The sequence below is a fragment of the Streptococcus caledonicus genome, from assembly GCF_042656225.1.
GTDB lineage: Bacteria > Bacillota > Bacilli > Lactobacillales > Streptococcaceae > Streptococcus > Streptococcus caledonicus.
Genome location: NZ_JBHSOJ010000016.1, coordinates 359116 through 376065, shown reverse-complemented (window position 1 = coordinate 376065; position 16950 = coordinate 359116). Strand labels below are relative to the sequence as shown.

Annotated in this window: 17 protein-coding genes; 13 read left to right on the top strand and 4 right to left on the bottom strand. The window is 40.2% G+C overall.

Annotated features, from left to right (window positions below; genetic code table 11):
• A partial coding sequence (locus ACFPQ3_RS05730; protein WP_156806594.1) for a helix-turn-helix domain-containing protein occupies positions 1-299 on the bottom strand: 299 nt, incomplete at its 3' end.
• A 218-nt stretch (positions 300-517) separates the two neighbouring features.
• On the opposite strand from ACFPQ3_RS05730, the gene nmlR reads away from it, so the two are divergent.
• The 4 genes from nmlR (at position 518) to ACFPQ3_RS05710 (ending at position 4004) form a co-directional block, all read left to right on the top strand.
• Complete coding sequence (gene nmlR / locus ACFPQ3_RS05725) at positions 518-898, top strand: stress response transcriptional regulator NmlR (protein ID WP_156806593.1); 381 nt, start codon at positions 518-520, stop codon at positions 896-898.
• A gap of 11 nt (positions 899-909) precedes the next feature.
• Positions 910-1902: an aldo/keto reductase gene (locus ACFPQ3_RS05720; protein WP_156806592.1), complete on the top strand. Its 993-nt coding sequence runs from the start codon at positions 910-912 to the stop codon at positions 1900-1902.
• 67 nt (positions 1903-1969) lie between these two features.
• Positions 1970-3016, top strand: coding sequence for a zinc-binding dehydrogenase (locus tag ACFPQ3_RS05715; protein ID WP_156806591.1), 1047 nt, complete (start codon positions 1970-1972; stop codon positions 3014-3016).
• A gap of 298 nt (positions 3017-3314) precedes the next feature.
• Complete coding sequence (locus ACFPQ3_RS05710; protein WP_156806590.1) at positions 3315-4004, top strand: histidine phosphatase family protein; 690 nt, start codon at positions 3315-3317, stop codon at positions 4002-4004.
• Between the two features lie 297 nt (positions 4005-4301).
• Here ACFPQ3_RS05710 and ACFPQ3_RS05705 read toward each other — a convergent pair whose 3' ends face one another.
• Positions 4302-4529 (bottom strand): hypothetical protein, encoded by a 228-nt coding sequence (locus tag ACFPQ3_RS05705; protein ID WP_198039914.1) that lies wholly within the window; start codon positions 4527-4529, stop codon positions 4302-4304.
• Here ACFPQ3_RS05705 and ACFPQ3_RS05700 point away from each other — a divergent pair.
• The 9 genes from ACFPQ3_RS05700 to ACFPQ3_RS05660 all read left to right on the top strand — a co-directional run bounded on the left by ACFPQ3_RS05700 (position 4514) and on the right by ACFPQ3_RS05660 (position 14350).
• Positions 4514-4750 carry a hypothetical protein gene (locus ACFPQ3_RS05700; RefSeq protein WP_156806589.1) on the top strand — a complete coding sequence of 79 codons (237 nt, stop codon included), beginning with the start codon at positions 4514-4516 and terminating at the stop codon, positions 4748-4750. The genes ACFPQ3_RS05705 and ACFPQ3_RS05700 overlap by 16 nt on opposite strands.
• A gap of 209 nt (positions 4751-4959) precedes the next feature.
• Positions 4960-5994: a heat-inducible transcriptional repressor HrcA gene (hrcA, locus tag ACFPQ3_RS05695; RefSeq protein WP_156806588.1), complete on the top strand. Its 1035-nt coding sequence runs from the start codon at positions 4960-4962 to the stop codon at positions 5992-5994.
• 37 nt (positions 5995-6031) lie between these two features.
• Positions 6032-6559 carry a nucleotide exchange factor GrpE gene (grpE, locus tag ACFPQ3_RS05690; protein ID WP_156806587.1) on the top strand — a complete coding sequence of 176 codons (528 nt, stop codon included), beginning with the start codon at positions 6032-6034 and terminating at the stop codon, positions 6557-6559.
• 516 nt (positions 6560-7075) lie between these two features.
• Entirely contained in the window at positions 7076-8899 is a 1824-nt protein-coding gene (gene dnaK / locus ACFPQ3_RS05685) for a molecular chaperone DnaK (RefSeq protein ID WP_156806586.1), read from the top strand.
• A 73-nt stretch (positions 8900-8972) separates the two neighbouring features.
• Positions 8973-9362, top strand: a complete 390-nt coding sequence (locus tag ACFPQ3_RS05680) for a VOC family protein (protein ID WP_156806585.1) — start codon at positions 8973-8975, stop codon at positions 9360-9362.
• A gap of 371 nt (positions 9363-9733) precedes the next feature.
• Positions 9734-10870 carry a molecular chaperone DnaJ gene (gene dnaJ, locus ACFPQ3_RS05675; protein WP_156806584.1) on the top strand — a complete coding sequence of 379 codons (1137 nt, stop codon included), beginning with the start codon at positions 9734-9736 and terminating at the stop codon, positions 10868-10870.
• A 186-nt stretch (positions 10871-11056) separates the two neighbouring features.
• Positions 11057-12502, top strand: a complete 1446-nt coding sequence (locus ACFPQ3_RS05670; RefSeq protein ID WP_156806583.1) for an amidase — start codon at positions 11057-11059, stop codon at positions 12500-12502.
• A gap of 99 nt (positions 12503-12601) precedes the next feature.
• Positions 12602-13462 (top strand): transporter substrate-binding domain-containing protein, encoded by an 861-nt coding sequence (locus ACFPQ3_RS05665; RefSeq protein WP_156806582.1) that lies wholly within the window; start codon positions 12602-12604, stop codon positions 13460-13462.
• Positions 13463-13678: 216 nt separating this feature from the next.
• The gene (locus ACFPQ3_RS05660) at positions 13679-14350 is read left to right on the top strand and encodes an amino acid ABC transporter permease (protein WP_156806581.1); all 672 of its coding nucleotides are present in this window, start codon (positions 13679-13681) and stop codon (positions 14348-14350) included.
• Between the two features lie 182 nt (positions 14351-14532).
• On the opposite strand, the gene ACFPQ3_RS05655 is transcribed toward ACFPQ3_RS05660, so the two are convergent.
• Together ACFPQ3_RS05655 and pdxR are read right to left on the bottom strand one after the other, a co-directional pair.
• The gene (locus ACFPQ3_RS05655) at positions 14533-14736 is read right to left on the bottom strand and encodes a hypothetical protein (protein ID WP_156806580.1); all 204 of its coding nucleotides are present in this window, start codon (positions 14734-14736) and stop codon (positions 14533-14535) included.
• Between the two features lie 669 nt (positions 14737-15405).
• Positions 15406-16806, bottom strand: a complete 1401-nt coding sequence (gene pdxR / locus ACFPQ3_RS05650; protein WP_156806579.1) for a MocR-like pyridoxine biosynthesis transcription factor PdxR — start codon at positions 16804-16806, stop codon at positions 15406-15408.
• Between the last annotated feature and the right edge of the window lie 144 nt (positions 16807-16950).

Sequence of the window (16950 nt, the reverse complement as noted above, 5' to 3'; positions counted from 1 at the left end):
GTTTCGAGAACACTTCTAGAGGATATTTGATACCTGTCACAAATAGTATACGTTGACCCTGTTCCATTAAGATAATCTTGTACGGCTTGTTCTTTGATTTTTTTTGAGTACCTCGTCCAAGTTTTACTTTCTCTTAGTCCTGCTATACCTAGATGTTTGTATTTACGAACCCAAGTTCTAATGGCGGTATCACTGACGCCATATTCCCTTATTAAACTTGAAATGGATTTCCCTTTTTCTAGATACAAGTTAACAATCTCTAGTTTTTCTTCTACTGATTTTGGACTTCTTTTTGACATGTGAAAACTCCCCTTTTAGTTTCTAGTGAATTTTTGTTTTTTCACTGTCCACTATAAGGGGAGTATATCATTTGTCCTTACTGAAAATGAGACAGGGACCTCAATAATATCTTAAGGAAGAAAATAAGGCGAGACATTTTTAAGTTCGCCTTTAATTTTTACTTGACTTGGAGTGCACTTCAAGGTTTATAATAAAGGAAAGGTGAAAGGAGGCGGTCATGAATATCAAAAAAGTTAGTGAATTGACAGGAATTTCCGCAGATACCATTCGTTACTACGAGAGGATTGGTTTGATTCCTCCTGTAACGAGAAATGCGTCAGGGATCCGTGATTTTACAGATCGTGAAATTCAATTGTTGGAATTTGTCCGCTGTTATCGTAATGCTGGTGTAGGAGTGGAACCTCTGATTGAGTACATTCAATTATTAAATCAAGGGGACCATACCATACCAGCTCGTATTGCACTATTATCTGAGCAATTAGATGATATTGACCAACGCTTATCGGAGTTAACACAAGCTCGTGATCGTTTGCAGTACAAGATTGAGAATTATAAACAGAATATCCTACCTCACGAGCAAGAGTTATTTGAAGAATAGGGGACCATATGATGGAATACACAAAACTTGGAAATACTGGATTAGAAGTGTCAAAAATTTGCCTTGGTTGTATGAGCTTCGGAGATGCAAGCATGGGCTTTCATTCGGGTTGGCTCTTAGATGAAGAAAAAAGTAGAAGCATTATTAAAAAAGCCTTGGATTTGGGAATCAATTTCTTTGATACAGCAAATACCTATGCAGCTGGTACCAGTGAAGAAATTTTAGGACGAGCTCTTAAGGATTTTGCCAAGCGTGAAGATGTGGTTATTGCTACCAAGTGTTTTTTCAGCGACCTGCCAAATGGTGAACAAAAACCAAATCAATATGGTCTGTCTCGCAAGGCCATTCTCCATCAGGTAGAACGTAGTTTAAAACGTTTGGGAACAGATTACATTGACATTCTCTATATCCACCGTTGGGATTACAGCACACCGATTGAAGAAACCATGTCAGCCCTTAATGACTTGGTAAGAAGTGGTAAAGTGCGTTATTTGGGAGCTTCTGCTATGTATGCTTGGCAATTCCAAAAAGCGCAATATGTGGCAGAAAAAAATGGTTGGACGCCATTTTCTGTCATGCAAAATCACTACAATATGCTCTACCGTGAGGACGAACGTGAAATGATTCCTTTCTGTCAAGATTATGGAGTAGGGTTGGCTCCGTATAGTCCATTAGCTGCTGGAAGAATTGTCAGAGACTGGACGGCCGATACAGCTCGTAGTGCGACAGATACCACGGCAAAAGCCAAATATGACAGCACTGAGGAGCAGGACCGCTTAATCGTAGCACGAGTGGCAGAATTATCAGAAAAATATGGTGTTTCTCGCTCACAAATCGCCCTAGCTTGGCTCTGGACTAAGGGAATGCACTCACCGATTTTAGGAGTGACAAAAGAAGCTTATCTGGACGACTTTATGGGTGCCTTTGATGTCACTTTGACTACAGATGATGTTGCTTACCTAGATGAATTGTATGTTCCTCACCGCATTATGGGGGCTTTGTGATTTTGTTGTTGGACCAATGATAAGATGAGATGGTATAATGTTTAAATGATTTTAGAAAAGGGGAAGAATGAAAACTGCTATTTTTGAAAAAGCTGGTTCTATGATTATTGAAGATGTTGAAAAACCAATGATTCAAGCCAGTGATGATGTGATTTTAAAAATCGTTCGTGCCTGTGTCTGTGGTTCAGATCTTTGGTCTTATTCACACGGAGATGCGCGTGAGAATCACACCAATAATTCAGGTCACGAAGCGCTAGCCATTGTCGAAGAAGTTGGACCAGACATTACGACGGTAAAACCCGGGGATTTTGTGATTGCTCCTTTCACGCATGGTTGTGGTCACTGTGATGCTTGCCGTGCTGGTTTTGATGGGACTTGTGATAATCACCCAGCCCCAACCAACTGGGGTGGTGGTTTCCAAGCTGAGTATCTACGTTTCCACTACGGAAACTGGGCTCTTATCAAGGTTCCTGGGCAACCATCTGATTACTCTGAAGGCATGTTGAAATCACTGTTAACCCTTGCTGACGTCATGCCGACAGGTTACCATGCTGCGCGCGTGGCACATGTTGAAAAAGGTGATAAAGTGGTCGTTATCGGAGATGGTGCCGTAGGTCAGTGTGCTGTTATTGCGGCAAAAATGCGCGGAGCTTCTCAGATTATCATGATGAGTCGCCATGAAGACCGTCAACAATTGGCGCTTGAGTTAGGAGCTACCGCTGTCGTAGCCGAACGTGGTGCAGAAGGGATTGCTAAGGTACGTGAAATCTTAGGCGGTGGTGCTGACGCAGCTTTAGAATGTGTTGGAACAGAAGCCTCTATCGAACAAGCCCTAGGTGTGCTTCATAATGGTGGCCGTGTGGGATACGTTGGAGTTCCTCACTACAATAATCGTGCAATCGGATCAACCTTTGCACAAAATATTTCCTTTGGTGGTGGTTCAGCCTCAGTGACAACTTATGTCAAAGGTGTGCTTCTTAAAGCTGTTTTAGATGGAGACATCAATCCAGGTAAAGTCTTTACAAACACTTATGACCTTGCTGATGTTAATCAAGCCTACCAAGATATGGCAGACCGCAAAGCCATTAAATCAATGCTAGTGATAGCAGAGTAACAATTATTTCTTACGGTATAGATAAACCAAGTTCAATTTCCCACGGGACTTGGTCTTTTTCTTATATGGCGAGGATCAGTCCCAGTTTATGGTCAAAAATGCCTATATGCATTTGATTTATTTTTCCATTATGTCCAAGATATGGTAAACTAGAGTAGTACTATAGAAGGAAGGGTGTTCAGTTTAGATACTGAACAGAATAGTGTTTTAGAATGATGAGGGACCTTGGCGCCTAGTTCACGATTATCCTTGATTTCTAAAAATCAGTTAAGATTTCACTATTCTAATGGATAGAAGGATGGCAACACGATTATTTATTGCACGACATGGGAAGACCATGTTTAATACGGTTGGAAGAGCACAAGGGTGGTCTGATACTCCTTTAACTGAAGAAGGTGAAAGAGGTATCCGTGAACTTGGGCGTGGTCTGCGTGAGGCGGAGATTGAGTTTCAATCAGCTTATACGAGCGACTTAGGGCGTACAATCCTTACCCTAGATATTATCTTGGAGGAGATGAAGCGGCCACGCCTTCCTCACACAAGAGATAAACGCATTCGTGAGTGGTGTTTTGGTAGCATGGATGGTGGTTATGATGTTGATTTATTCCATGGCATCTTGCCCCGTATCTTTAATCGTTCTCATAAGGAATTGAGCTACAAGGAAATGGCTAATGGTATCTATGAAGCTGATACTGCTGGTTGGGCAGAGACTTGGGAGCAACTTAGTGGGCGTATTATCAATGGTTTTACCAGCATTGCTCAACAAATAGAAGCAGGTGGTGGTGGCGATGTTCTCATTGTTAGCCACGGCATGACCATTGGAACGTTTTTGTCATTGATTGATCCAAATTATGAAAAAACGACATATATTGCTAATGGTAGCGTTACCCAAGTGACTTTTGATGATGGTAAGTTTACCGTTGATACAATCGGAGATTTGTCTTATCGTGAAAAAGGGGCAGAGTTGATTGCCCAAGAAACACACTAGATTTGAAGATATATATAACAAAACCGCTAGGCGTAATGAACGTCTAGCGGTTTTGTTTAATAAGAAATCTTAGAATAGTTCTTTACCTGTTTTGTTAAGTCTATAAGTGAATGCTCTGATAGAGTTTGAATAATAGTTGGTATCAATAAACTTTGCGCTTTCAAGGAATTGAAAAAGATTTTTAGCCAAAAGGGATGGCCTCAGGCTTATTCCAGCGAAATTGATCATAGATGTGTTCTACCTCTAGAAACATAAGAGCTGTTGATAAGTAACCTCTTTCAAATGTTTGTAAATCCTTTACTTTTTAATAATTTCATCAGCCTTGGCATAATAACCAAGCTCAGAAAAATATTTAGCAGTTATAGTTAAGTTGTTTAAAATACGAATATGAGTGTCTGCATTGGTACTTTGTTCATACATAAAGCGCGGTTGCTTAGGCATATGTTTCACCGATTCAAGTGGGCAATGGTTGATGATACGGCCATAAATCTCAAGTTCAGTATTAGTAAATGTTTCAACTACCATTTGAAGTATCACCGTTTTCTAAAAATACAGAATTACCATTATTGACCTTAAAGACAGGAGAGTTTAATCTTTATGGAGACCCCGCTTATATTTTTATTCCAGCAGGAAATCCAGCGTACTCAGATAATGGAACGTCTGACGCTGCTAGAGATAGAATCATAGAAGCTTCTACTGTGGCTCAATCAGCAGCTATTTCACCAGATGTATTCTTTCATAGATGATGTGTAGCGGTGGAAAATGGAACAAATCTTTATATTGTTAGGTCTAGAAATCCTTAACCAAGAAGTTACTAGGTCCTCAGACCGATTTTTAGCACTCTTGTAAAAAGAGTGCTAATTTTGTTGACAAGAGGATAAAAAAGAGTATAATAGAATCATAAGCTAGCACTCGGATATATAGAGTGCTAAGATAAAGGAAGGTGACGGCTCTTATGATAACGGAACGTCAGAATGACATTTTGAATTTGATTGTTCAGATGTTCACCCAAACGCATGAACCAGTTGGTTCAAAGGCTTTACAGGAATTGATTTCTTCAAGCTCTGCTACCATTCGAAATGATATGGCAAAGCTTGAAAAGTTAGGTTTTCTTGAAAAAGCGCACACGTCAAGCGGTCGTTTACCAAGTCGAGCAGGTTTTCAATATTTTGTGACCCATTCGCTGAACCTTGATAGTATTGATGAACAGGACGTTTATCAAGTGATTAAGACTTTTGATTTTGAGGCTTTCAAACTGGATGACATTCTAGGTGTGGCGAGTAAGCTGTTGTCTGATATGACAGGTTACACAGCCATCGTTCAGGATGTGGAGCCAACGCGTCAGAAGCTGACGGGGTTTGATATCGTTCAATTGTCCAGCCATGATGCCCTAGCGGTGTTGACCTTAGATGAATCAAAACCAGTAACGGTACAGTTTGCGATTCCTAAGAACTTCTTGATTAACGATTTGGTAATCCTTAAGGCTCTTATAGATGAGCGCTTTGTGGGAAAAGCGGTGCTGGATATTCATTATAAATTGAGGACTGAGATTCCTCAAGTGGTTCAAAAGTATTTTAAGACTACTGATAATGTCTTGTCGTTATTTGATTACATCTTTAGCCATCTTTTCCAAGAGACTGTCTTTATTGAAGGAAAAATAGCTGCGCTAGCTTATTCTAATCTATCAACGTATCAGTTTTTGGATAACGAACAAAGGGTCGCTCTTGAATTACGCTCTGCTATTGCTCAAGACAAAACAACGACAGTTCAAGTGGCAGAAAGTCAAGAACCTGCTCTGTCAGAGTTGACGGTGATTAGCCACCAGTTTCTTATCCCTTATCGAGGAATGGCGCTGATGAGCTTAATTGGTCCTGTTGAGATGGATTACCGCAGAAATGTTAGTCTGATCAATATTATCAGTCGTGTAATGGTCGCAAAATTGACAGACTATTACCGCTATCTCAATAGTAATCACTATGAAGTGCATTGAACATGAAGAGATTTATTAAGAAAGAAGGAGGCACAAGGTGTCAGAAGAAGTGAAAAATGAAGAACTAAAGGAAGAGGCAGTTGAGGCGACTGAAGAAGTTGTCGAAGAAATGCCTGAGGTTCCTGAAAAATCTGAACTTGAGTTAGCCAATGAGCGAGCTGATGAGTTTGAAAATAAGTTCTTGCGCGCACATGCTGAAATGCAAAATATTCAGCGCCGCGCTAACGAAGAACGCCAAACCTTACAACGTTATCGCTCACAAGATTTAGCTAAAAAAATCTTGCCAAGTTTAGATAACCTAGAGCGTGCGTTAGCTGTTGAAGGCTTGACAGACGATGTGAAAAAAGGTCTTGAGATGACGCGTGATAGCTTGATTCAAGCCCTTAAAGAAGAAGGGGTTGAGGAAGTCACTATTGAAACCTTTGACCCCAACTTCCACATGGCAGTCCAAACTCTACCAGCAGATGATGACCACCCAGCAGATACTATCGCAGAAGTCTTCCAAAAAGGCTACAAATTGCATGAGCGCTTGCTGAGACCTGCTATGGTAGTGGTGTATAACTAATCAATAATGATGAGCATTAAAACGCCTCATCATTATACGGCAATCATGGGGCACTTATTAGGCTCTCGCTAGCAAAATGGTATCAATTTTGCTATCTCATGTCGTAATCAACCAGTGATGGTAGCTAATCAATAAAATGAATCATGTCCGAAATGACGATAAACTATGAAAATAAGGAATAAGATTGCTATTTCAGGCGTGTCAGCAATGAAGCGAACGAAGTAAGCAACACGATATTTTTTGCCATGGTGCTAGTCAGATAACAAGGATTGTTATCTGGCAAGGAAATTTTGAAACCTTGGGTTCAAGATTTAGGCATGGAACTCCGTAGGAGGTCGCTGCCGTCCCCATCACCTAAGAAAAATGTCAAAAAAAAATAAAATAGTTTATAAATTTGAAAGGAATTGAACCCGAACGGAAAGCTCGGAATTTAGATAAATCACCTTGTGTGCAAGCCCACATCGTTGATTTCCTAAAATTCTTGTCGCTTTCTCGGCGTTCTTGGTATCTTATATTATGTCTAAAATTATCGGTATTGACTTAGGTACAACAAACTCAGCAGTTGCGGTTCTTGAAGGAACTGAATCAAAAATCATCGCAAACCCAGAAGGTAACCGTACAACACCTTCAGTAGTATCATTCAAAAATGGTGAAATCATCGTTGGTGATGCTGCTAAACGCCAAGCAGTAACAAACCCAGATACAGTAATCTCAATCAAATCAAAAATGGGAACGTCTGAAAAAGTTTCTGCTAATGGGAAAGAATACACACCACAAGAAATCTCAGCAATGATTCTTCAATACCTTAAAGGTTATGCTGAAGACTACCTTGGTGAAAAAGTGACTAAGGCCGTTATCACTGTTCCTGCTTACTTCAACGATGCGCAACGTCAAGCAACTAAAGATGCTGGTAAAATTGCAGGTCTTGAAGTAGAACGTATTGTCAACGAACCAACTGCGGCAGCTCTTGCTTACGGTATGGACAAAACTGATAAAGACGAAAAAATCTTGGTATTTGACCTTGGTGGTGGTACATTTGACGTTTCAATCCTTGAATTAGGTGACGGTGTTTTCGATGTATTGGCAACTGCGGGTGATAACAAACTTGGTGGTGATGACTTCGACCAAAAAATTATTGATTTCTTAGTAGAAGAATTCAAGAAAGAAAATGGCATTGACTTGTCAGCAGACAAGATGGCACTTCAACGTTTGAAAGATGCGGCTGAAAAAGCGAAAAAAGACCTTTCAGGTGTGACTCAAACACAAATCAGCTTGCCATTCATCACTGCTGGCGCTGCTGGTCCTCTTCACTTGGAAATGAGCTTGTCTCGTGCAAAATTTGATGACCTTACCCGTGATCTTGTAGAACGTACAAAAGTTCCTGTTCGTCAAGCTCTTTCAGATGCAGGTTTGAGCTTGTCAGAAATCGACGAAGTTATCCTTGTTGGTGGTTCAACTCGTATCCCAGCTGTTGTCGAAGCTGTTAAAGCTGAAACTGGTAAAGAACCAAATAAATCAGTTAACCCTGACGAAGTTGTTGCTATGGGTGCTGCTATTCAAGGTGGTGTGATTACTGGTGATGTTAAAGACGTTGTTCTTCTTGACGTAACACCATTGTCACTTGGTATCGAAACTATGGGTGGTGTCTTTACAAAACTTATCGACCGTAACACAACAATCCCAACTTCTAAATCACAAGTCTTCTCAACTGCAGCAGACAATCAACCAGCTGTTGATATTCACGTTCTACAAGGTGAGCGACCAATGGCAGCAGACAACAAGACTCTTGGACGTTTCCAATTGACAGACATCCCTGCAGCGCCTCGTGGTATCCCGCAAATCGAAGTAACCTTCGATATTGATAAGAATGGTATCGTATCTGTTAAGGCAAAAGATCTTGGCACACAAAAAGAACAACATATCGTTATCAAATCTAACGACGGTCTTTCTGAGGAAGAAATCGAACGCATGATGAAAGATGCGGAAGCTAACGCAGAAGCAGATGCAAAACGCAAAGAAGAAGTTGATCTTCGTAACGAAGTTGACCAAGCTATCTTTGCAACTGAGAAAACGATTAAAGAAACTGAAGGCAAAGGCCTCGACGCAGAACGTGATGCCGCTCAAGCAGCTCTTGACGAATTGAAAGTAGCGCAAGAAGCTAACAATCTTGATGACATGAAAGCGAAACTTGAAGCGCTTAACGAAAAAGCACAAGCTCTTGCAGTGAAAATGTATGAACAAGCTGCCGCAGCACAACAAGCAGCAGGTGGCGAAGAAGGTGCTCAATCAACTGACAACGCAGGTGATGATGTCGTTGATGGAGAGTTTACAGAAAAATAACTCTCATAACTGAAAATAAAAAATTGAAAACTCAGAGGTTGAATCCCAGCCTCTGTTTTTAGGTAAAAGAGACATGTTACATCATGTTGAAATCTACGTTGATGACCTGGTTAAGTCTCGTCAATTTTACGATTTGTTGTTACCGAAATTAGGATACGTTCTTTATCAAGAGTGGCGTGAGGGATTTTCTTATAAGGATGACCAACATTACCTCGTTTTTGTTCAAGTTGAAGACAAATTTGCTAGTTTTTCCTACCATCGAAAGCAAGTTGGTCTAAATCACATGGCTTTTTCTGGTGGGGCTCCACAGGATATTGAACGATTGAGAATGACCTTAGCTGATAAGGGAGTCACATTTTTGTATGAGGATGCCTACCCTTACGCTGGTGGAGAAAATTATTTTGCCTTATTTTTAGAAGACCCTAATCAGATAAAAATTGAAATCGTGGCTAATCAAGAATGATATCTACTTCTAGCGGATGGCAGTAATCGTAAAAAGTTTCCTAATAGCATAACGTGCTAGGGAAAAGATACAATCTCTTAGGTGTTTCGTCACCTGCGTCGATTTTCCTAAATTTCTGTGAGTCGTTTAATGGCTTAATATCATGATGAAAGGAATTGAACCCGCCCTAAAAGCTGTGTGAAAAAGATAAATCGTCTAGAAAATCAGGATTTTCTGTTTTCTCATAGTAAATCAATAGAAAGGAATACAAGTTCGTTTATTCGAACACAGGCTAAAAACCTAGTGAAAAGATAAACTTCCTGGTGTGTTTGACACACTACGTCAGTTTCCTATTTTCATACGGTTTTCTTAACGCCTTTGTATCATAAATTATGAACAATACAGAGTATTACGATCGTCTGGGCGTTTCTAAAAACGCTTCGCAAGACGAAATTAAAAAAGCTTATCGTAAGATGTCAAAGAAATACCATCCAGACATCAATAAGGAGGCTGGCGCTGAGCAAAAGTACAAGGATGTACAGGAAGCTTATGAAACATTGAGTGATGAACAAAAACGTGCGGCTTATGACCAATATGGTCCTGCTGGGGCTAATGGAGGCTTCGGTAGCGGTGGTTTTGAAGGTTTCGGAGGTGCTGGTGGTTTCGGTGGTTTTGAAGATATCTTCTCTTCATTCTTTGGAGGGGGCGGAGGGATGCGCAATCCTAATGCCCCTCGTCAAGGTGATGACCTTCAATACCGTATTGATTTAACGTTTGAAGAAGCTATTTTTGGAACGGAAAAAGAAGTGAGCTATCAACGTGAATCAGAGTGTAACACCTGTGGTGGTAATGGCTGCAAACCAGGAACAAGTCCTGTAACTTGTAGTCGTTGTCATGGTCAAGGAGTGATCAATGTGGATACGCAAACACCACTTGGTATGATGCGTCGTCAAGTGACTTGTGATGTCTGCCATGGTCGTGGAAAAGAAATCAAAGATCCGTGCCAAATTTGTCATGGTTCTGGTCATGAAAAACGCGCTCACAAGGTTTCTGTTAAGATTCCAGCAGGTGTTGAAACAGGGCAACAAATTCGTTTGTCAGGCCAAGGTGAGGCTGGTTTCAATGGTGGTCCTTACGGAGATCTCTTTGTTATGATTAGTGTTCGTAAGAGTGACAAATTTGAGCGTGAAGGCACAACGATTTACTACGAGTTGAATATTAATTTTGTTCAAGCAGCGCTAGGAGATACCGTTGAAGTTCCAACGGTTCATGGTAATGTGGAAATGACTATCCCAGCGGGTACTCAGACAGGTAAAACTTTCCGTCTTCGTGGTAAGGGAGCTCCGCAATTACGTGGAAATGGTCAAGGTGACCAACACGTTACGGTTAATATTGTTACCCCAACAAAATTAAACGATGCCCAAAAAGAGGCTCTTAAAGCTTTTGCGGCAGCAAGTGGCATGGATGATGTTCATCCTAAGAAAAAAGGCTTCTTTGACAAGGTAAAAGACGCTTTTGAAGAATTGTAAGACTAGAAGGAATCTGAAACAATAGTTCCTTGACTACAAAAAACAGTTAAGGATAGAAAACTTAAGCTTACGCTATTATAAAGGCAGTTGGCATTACGCTAGCTGCTTTTAGTCTATTAAAACCGCTTTACTTGCTGATTTTAGGCATTCATGGTAGGCTACAAGGGTATAGAAAAGGAGATGCTTATGTGGAAAGATGCAACTGCAATGGCTCAAGCCATAAAAGATAGGACAGTTTCTGTTAAAGAGGTTGTTGAAACTAGTATTGAGACGATTCGGACCCTTAATCCCAAACTCAACGCCGTCGTGTCAGAACAGTTTGAAGAAGCGTTAGCAAAGGCTGAACGTCTTTTGGTGATAGATGCTCCCTTTGCAGGTGTACCTATCTTACTTAAGGATTTAGGGCAAAACCAAGTGGGGCAACTAGCAACATCAGGTTCAAAATTATTTGCAAATTATCGTTCTTATCAGACCGATAACTACACTAAAAGAATGGAAGAGCTAGGTTTTATCGTCCTAGGTCGAACAAACACCCCTGAATTTGGCTTTAAAAACATTTCAGATAGCCAGTTACATGGTTCGGTGAGTCTTCCTAAAGACCTTACTCGTAATGCGGGTGGATCGTCAGGAGGTGCAGCCGCCGCGGTTGCTTCTGGTATGGTACCAATTGCGGGAGCATCTGATGGCGGTGGTTCCATTCGTATTCCAGCAAGTTTTAATGGGCTTATTGGACTTAAACCAAGCCGAGGGCGTTTGCCAGTTGGCCCGTCTTCTTATCGAGGCTGGCAAGGAGCCTCTAGTCATTTTGCCCTCACTAAGTCTGTCCGTGATACCAGAGCTCTTCTCTATGGTATGCAGGTCTGTCAGCTAGAGAGTCCTTTTCCTTTGCCGACCTTATCTGCTGAGGCACTTTTTGGAAACATAGCAGAGCCTCTAACCATTGCTTACCGTCTTGACTCACCAATCGGTAGTCCAGTTTCTAAGGAAGCTCAGGAAGCGGTGCTTCAAACTGTTGAGGCCTTAAAAGCATTAGGGCATCAACTTGTCGCTATCGACCAAGATCCACTTGATGGCATCGAAGTTATGAAATCTTATTACGTCATGAACAGTGTTGAAACAGCTCAAATGTTTGATGAGATTGAGCATCATTTGAATCGCAAAATGACTTTGGATGATATGGAATTGATGACTTGGGCCATTTACCAAAGCGGTCAAATGATTCCGGCTAAAAGGTATTCGAAAGTGCTGCAAGACTGGGATCGTTATAGTGCGGTGATGGCTGAGTTCCACCAACGTTATGACCTTTTGTTGACACCAACAGTAGCTCATATAGCCCCGAAACACGGTCAATTCGATCTTTCAGAAGGTTTGAAGCAGGATTTAAGGCAGATGAGTGACTTTTCTCTCTCAGATCAGCAAGATTTGATTTGGAAAATGTTTGAGCATAGTCTGGCTTGGACACCTTTTACGCAATTGGCTAATTTGACAGGACAGCCTTCCATCAGTTTACCAACTTATGAAACAGCAGAAGGATATCCAATTGGCGTACAATTCACAGCAGCTAAAGGACGAGAAGATCTTTTGCTAGCTTTAGCAGAACAGATTGAGTCCAATCATTTTCTGAAAATGTAAACACCTCATTTTCAGGTTCAATTAGTTGTCTAGCCAAAGTGATTGTGATAAAGTTAGGAAGTTGGTCGCCGAAGATCAGCTATGAATAGGAGAAAACACATGTTTAAAAAGTTATTGACGTCAGCCGCCCTGCTTTCTGCCTTAGTATTGACAGCTTGTTCAACAAGTGGTGAAAAAGCAAGTCAAACACAATGGGAGCAAATCAAAGAAGATGGTGTTTTAAAAGTAGCAACCCCAGGAACGCTTTTTCCAACATCATATCGTGATGATAATGGGAATCTTGTTGGTTATGAAGTTGACATGATGAATGAAATTGGGAAACGTTTGGATCTCAAAATTGAATACCAAGAAATTGGTGTTGCGGAAGCTTTGACATCAGTTGATTCAGGGAAGGTGGACATCTCGGTCAATAACCTTAATCCGACAGCAGAACGTCGTGAAAAATACAATCTTTCTGAAGCTTACAAATACTCAGTGAGTGGGATGATTGTCCGTGAAGATGGCTCATCAAACATTACTGCTGAAGACCTTTCAGATTGGAAAGGGAAAAGAGCAGGTGGTGGTGCTGGAACGACGTTCATGAAAATTGCTGAAAAACAAGGTGCAGATCCAGTTATTTATGATAACGTAACCAACGATGTGTATCTTCGTGATGTGTCAACAGGTCGTACAGATTTTATTCCAAATGATTATTACACTCAAGTCATCGCAGTAAAAGTGATTACGGAAAAATTCCCAGATATCAAAGTTAAAATGGGAAATGTGAAGTACAATCCTAATGAATCTGTTATCGTAATGAGTAAAAAAGACGACAGTCTTAAAAAAGAACTTGACAAGGTTATCAAAGAAATGAAAGAAGATGGCACGCTTAAATCAATCTCTGAGACTCACTATGCTGGTCAAGATTTAACAAAACCAGCAGAAGGAGCCGATAAACTACCTGTTGTTGATATTGACTAATATTGTCTATCATTTAACTAATTAATGTTAAAACTTATTACCAAGGGGTCGATCATCTAAGATTGGTCGCAATATTAGCATGAGGGGGTTTGAGTGCCTAGTTAAAACATTTCTTCTTACTGAGTAGGTGGGAATTTCGTAAAAGACGAAAGATAATGATAGTTTTTTAGAGGCCAGGGAAATGTATCCCAACCTCTTTGAATAGAAAGGGTTACAATGTTTATCAATTGGCAAGCTATTTTTGATCCTAAATTAGCTCTTGAAGCGATTCCTAAGATTTTAGAAGGCCTTCCTTTTACGCTAGCCTTGTCCTTGATTGGTTTTGGTCTAGGGACGATATGTGGCTTTTTCGTAGCATTGATGCGTATGTCGGATCTCGCCCCTTTACGTTGGTTGGCTGCACTTCATGTGTCGCTGATGCGCGGCATTCCCCTCATGGTACTGCTTTTCTTTATCTATTTCGGTCTACCGTTTATGGGGATTCAATTGGACGCTATCACTTCTACCATCATTGCCTTTACATCAATGTCGAGTGCTTATATTTCAGAAATTATCCGATCATCTTTGAAAGCTGTTGATAATGGCCAGTGGGAGGCGGCGAGGTCCCTTGGTTTGAAAACGCCAGTTATTTACAGAAAAATCATCATTCCCCAGGCCTTTCGTATCGCCTTACCACCGCTTAGTAATGTCTTGTTAGATATGGTGAAAAGTACTTCGTTAGCAGCTATGATTACGGTTGATGAGATGTTCAATATGGCTAAGCATGTTGGTGGAGCTAAATCGGATTACATGACAGTTTATATTTGTGTCGCCTTGCTTTACTGGATTATTTGTACCCTTTATGCTTTTGGACAAGGGATTTGGGAAAAGAGACTGCAGACTTATTAACTGTTGAAATAAACTTTCTAAGCGAGTGGTATTTGACTCTGAACACATTTCGTTTAGAAGTGAGAAGTTTTTCATGGCACAAATAAAAACAGCTTTTCAATTATCGAAAAGTTGTTTTTATCATGTCTCAAATCCTTGCCTTAGTCATTTGGTTGAGAAAATGAGAACTGTTTTTATGCTATTTAGCGACTAGAACTTCTAGATATCAGTAAAGCTCCATTAGGATAAATGTCTTTGAAGACTTGATAGTATTCTGTTTTGGTTAGAATAAAGTTCAAGTTTAAATCATTCTTCAAATTATCATTGATTTTCTGATAAAAAGCGACTTTATCTAGTTTATTACCAGAAGGTTTAGAAAGGTCATATTCATTTTTTAATACACCCATAAACCATTGTGAACTTCAGCTAAAATTTTTACCATTGTCAATATATCTAAAGCTAAGGTCTTGCAGGGGGAATAGAGTTTTGTTTTGCTTCATTAACGGAGTGAGAAGAGATCGTACAGTATTTCCTTTGCTTCAGTAATAAGCTAGAGCTCTTCCAACGAAGCATGTCAAGGCAGTTTTCTAGTAATACGATTGCCTTTTTAGTGAAATGGTTCTGGTACGCTTTTGTGCTTATGATAGTGTTTTTCTTAGAGGAAGGGCAAAAACTATTGAAAATTGGACAAAATAAAATAGCTTAGAATCAATGTTTTTGACGATGTTACTCTAAGCTATTTACTATTTTTAGACTTTTGCCGAGTCTCATAACGAATAGTGTCTATTGCGTAAATACTACTCTAGCAACTTTGGTGTAATCTTTACCTTATCTTTATGTCGTTAATATTCGTTAAGAAACTTTTGAGAATATCGTGTTAATCAAGTTGTATTTGAGGTGAAAAAGAAGGCTAATTGTACGATCATTTGACAGAAGAGTGTGAGCTGCCTTATAAGCTGGGAGTAAATTTAGTGGAAGGCTCACTGTGGATGGTGTCACCATTATTTTGAAAGGTTTATTAAATCTTTTGAGTGCTTGAATGATTTGATTTTGGGAATACAAGACAACATGATTGGTTACAAAACTTTTTCCAAAATAGTCACTAACCGCCCAAACTCTTCCGAAGTCATATTGGCGTACTGAATAACGAAGTGATTTTCAGGAACAGAGGTTTTGTTGTGAGCAAATTCACTCAATGGGCTCAAGAGAATACCATAGTGATGACAGTTGTCAATTAGCACATTTTCGTCTAGTTCTGTTGCTATAGCCAAAATAAAGTGTAAACCCGAGTGGTCCTCTTTGATGACAATCTTGTCTTTAAGAGGACTTTTTTTGATGGTTTGGTGACAACAATCAAGTTTTTTCTGATATTTCAAGCGCATGCGATTTAGGTGTCTTTCAAAATAACCTTGTGAGATAAAGCGTGCCAAGGTATACTGTTCCAAATTGGAGACGGTTGGGGAGTAAAATCCTAGTTTATCGTGAAAGTCTGTTAATAATTTTGGCGGTAAAATCATGTAGGCAATGCGGAGTGTAGTCAATAGGCTTCGGCTAAAGGTGTTCATGTAGATAACCTTGTTAGATTGGTCAATTTCTTTGAGGCTGGGAATGGGGCGGTGCTTAAATCGAAACTCACTGTCATAGTCATCTTCGATGATGTAACGATTGTCAGCTTGGCTAGCCCACCCCAATAATTGATACCGTTTATTCACAGGTAAAACCTGACCTGTGGGAAACTGATGAGAAGGTGAGAGGTGTAAAATATCAGCTCTGCTATGTTCCAAATCTGCCAGATCGATGCCACTGGGAATAATGGGGAGATGAGAGAGGGGAATCTGATGGGAATTGTAAACTTTAGCAATACGGCTGTATGATGGGTCTTCAACGGCGATGTGATGCTTAGAGCCAAAAAGTTGACTGATGAGGGAGTATAGGTATTCGGTACCTGCTCCAATGATAATCTGTTCAGGAGAGACGAGCATGCCACGAAAGTCATATAAGTGCTGAGCAATAGCTTCTTTCAGCTCTAGAACCCCTCCGCTTGGTGCGGGCTCCAGTAGTTTATGGGACTCTTGATTGAGTACCTGTTTAAGCAATTTACTCCAGACGCTAAAGGGGAAATCCTGCTGGTGCTGGTAGGGTTTAGCAGGGACAAGTAAGGTGTTATCCATAACTGGACTGGTAGTTTTGTGGAAAACTGGTCTAATTGGAGTATCAGTTGATGTTAGAAGGTGCTGAATATCAGAGATAAAGAAACCGCTATTAGGTTTACTGTAAAGGTACCCCTCGGCAATTAATTGTTGATAGGCAGTATCAACGGTTGTGACGGATACCCCTAGATGTTTAGCCAATTTACGCTTGGAAGGTAACTTTTCATGCCCCAGGAGCTTGACTGAAGTAATATCATTTTTTAGTGCAAGATAGAGTTGTTGATAGAGTGGTTCAGAGTGATGTGGGGTGAGGTTGTAGGTCAGCATAGGTACTCCTTTTGATATTTAAAAAAAAGACTAAAATGATTATTTATATCATATCAATTTTTGTTAGAATAAGTCTATTAATTTTTATTAAAACTGTTATGTTGTGCTACTTTTAGAAATACTTATCTTATTTGCATGAGGCTT

What these genes read in the sequence shown, in the direction of transcription:
- ACFPQ3_RS05665 (WP_156806582.1), top strand. Translation starts at nt 12,602, where the DNA reads ATGTTTAAAAAGTTATTGACGTCAGCCGCCCTGCTTTCTGCCTTAGTA.
- ACFPQ3_RS05705 (WP_198039914.1), bottom strand. Translation starts at nt 4,529, where the DNA reads ATGGTAGTTGAAACATTTACTAATACTGAACTTGAGATTTATGGCCGT.
- dnaJ (WP_156806584.1), top strand. Translation starts at nt 9,734, where the DNA reads ATGAACAATACAGAGTATTACGATCGTCTGGGCGTTTCTAAAAACGCT.
- ACFPQ3_RS05720 (WP_156806592.1), top strand. Translation starts at nt 910, where the DNA reads ATGGAATACACAAAACTTGGAAATACTGGATTAGAAGTGTCAAAAATT.
- pdxR (WP_156806579.1), bottom strand. Translation starts at nt 16,806, where the DNA reads ATGCTGACCTACAACCTCACCCCACATCACTCTGAACCACTCTATCAA.
- ACFPQ3_RS05670 (WP_156806583.1), top strand. Translation starts at nt 11,057, where the DNA reads ATGTGGAAAGATGCAACTGCAATGGCTCAAGCCATAAAAGATAGGACA.
- ACFPQ3_RS05710 (WP_156806590.1), top strand. Translation starts at nt 3,315, where the DNA reads ATGGCAACACGATTATTTATTGCACGACATGGGAAGACCATGTTTAAT.
- ACFPQ3_RS05660 (WP_156806581.1), top strand. Translation starts at nt 13,679, where the DNA reads ATGTTTATCAATTGGCAAGCTATTTTTGATCCTAAATTAGCTCTTGAA.
- ACFPQ3_RS05680 (WP_156806585.1), top strand. Translation starts at nt 8,973, where the DNA reads ATGTTACATCATGTTGAAATCTACGTTGATGACCTGGTTAAGTCTCGT.
- nmlR (WP_156806593.1), top strand. Translation starts at nt 518, where the DNA reads ATGAATATCAAAAAAGTTAGTGAATTGACAGGAATTTCCGCAGATACC.
- ACFPQ3_RS05655 (WP_156806580.1), bottom strand. Translation starts at nt 14,736, where the DNA reads ATGGGTGTATTAAAAAATGAATATGACCTTTCTAAACCTTCTGGTAAT.
- dnaK (WP_156806586.1), top strand. Translation starts at nt 7,076, where the DNA reads ATGTCTAAAATTATCGGTATTGACTTAGGTACAACAAACTCAGCAGTT.
- ACFPQ3_RS05715 (WP_156806591.1), top strand. Translation starts at nt 1,970, where the DNA reads ATGAAAACTGCTATTTTTGAAAAAGCTGGTTCTATGATTATTGAAGAT.
- hrcA (WP_156806588.1), top strand. Translation starts at nt 4,960, where the DNA reads ATGATAACGGAACGTCAGAATGACATTTTGAATTTGATTGTTCAGATG.
- ACFPQ3_RS05700 (WP_156806589.1), top strand. Translation starts at nt 4,514, where the DNA reads ATGTTTCAACTACCATTTGAAGTATCACCGTTTTCTAAAAATACAGAA.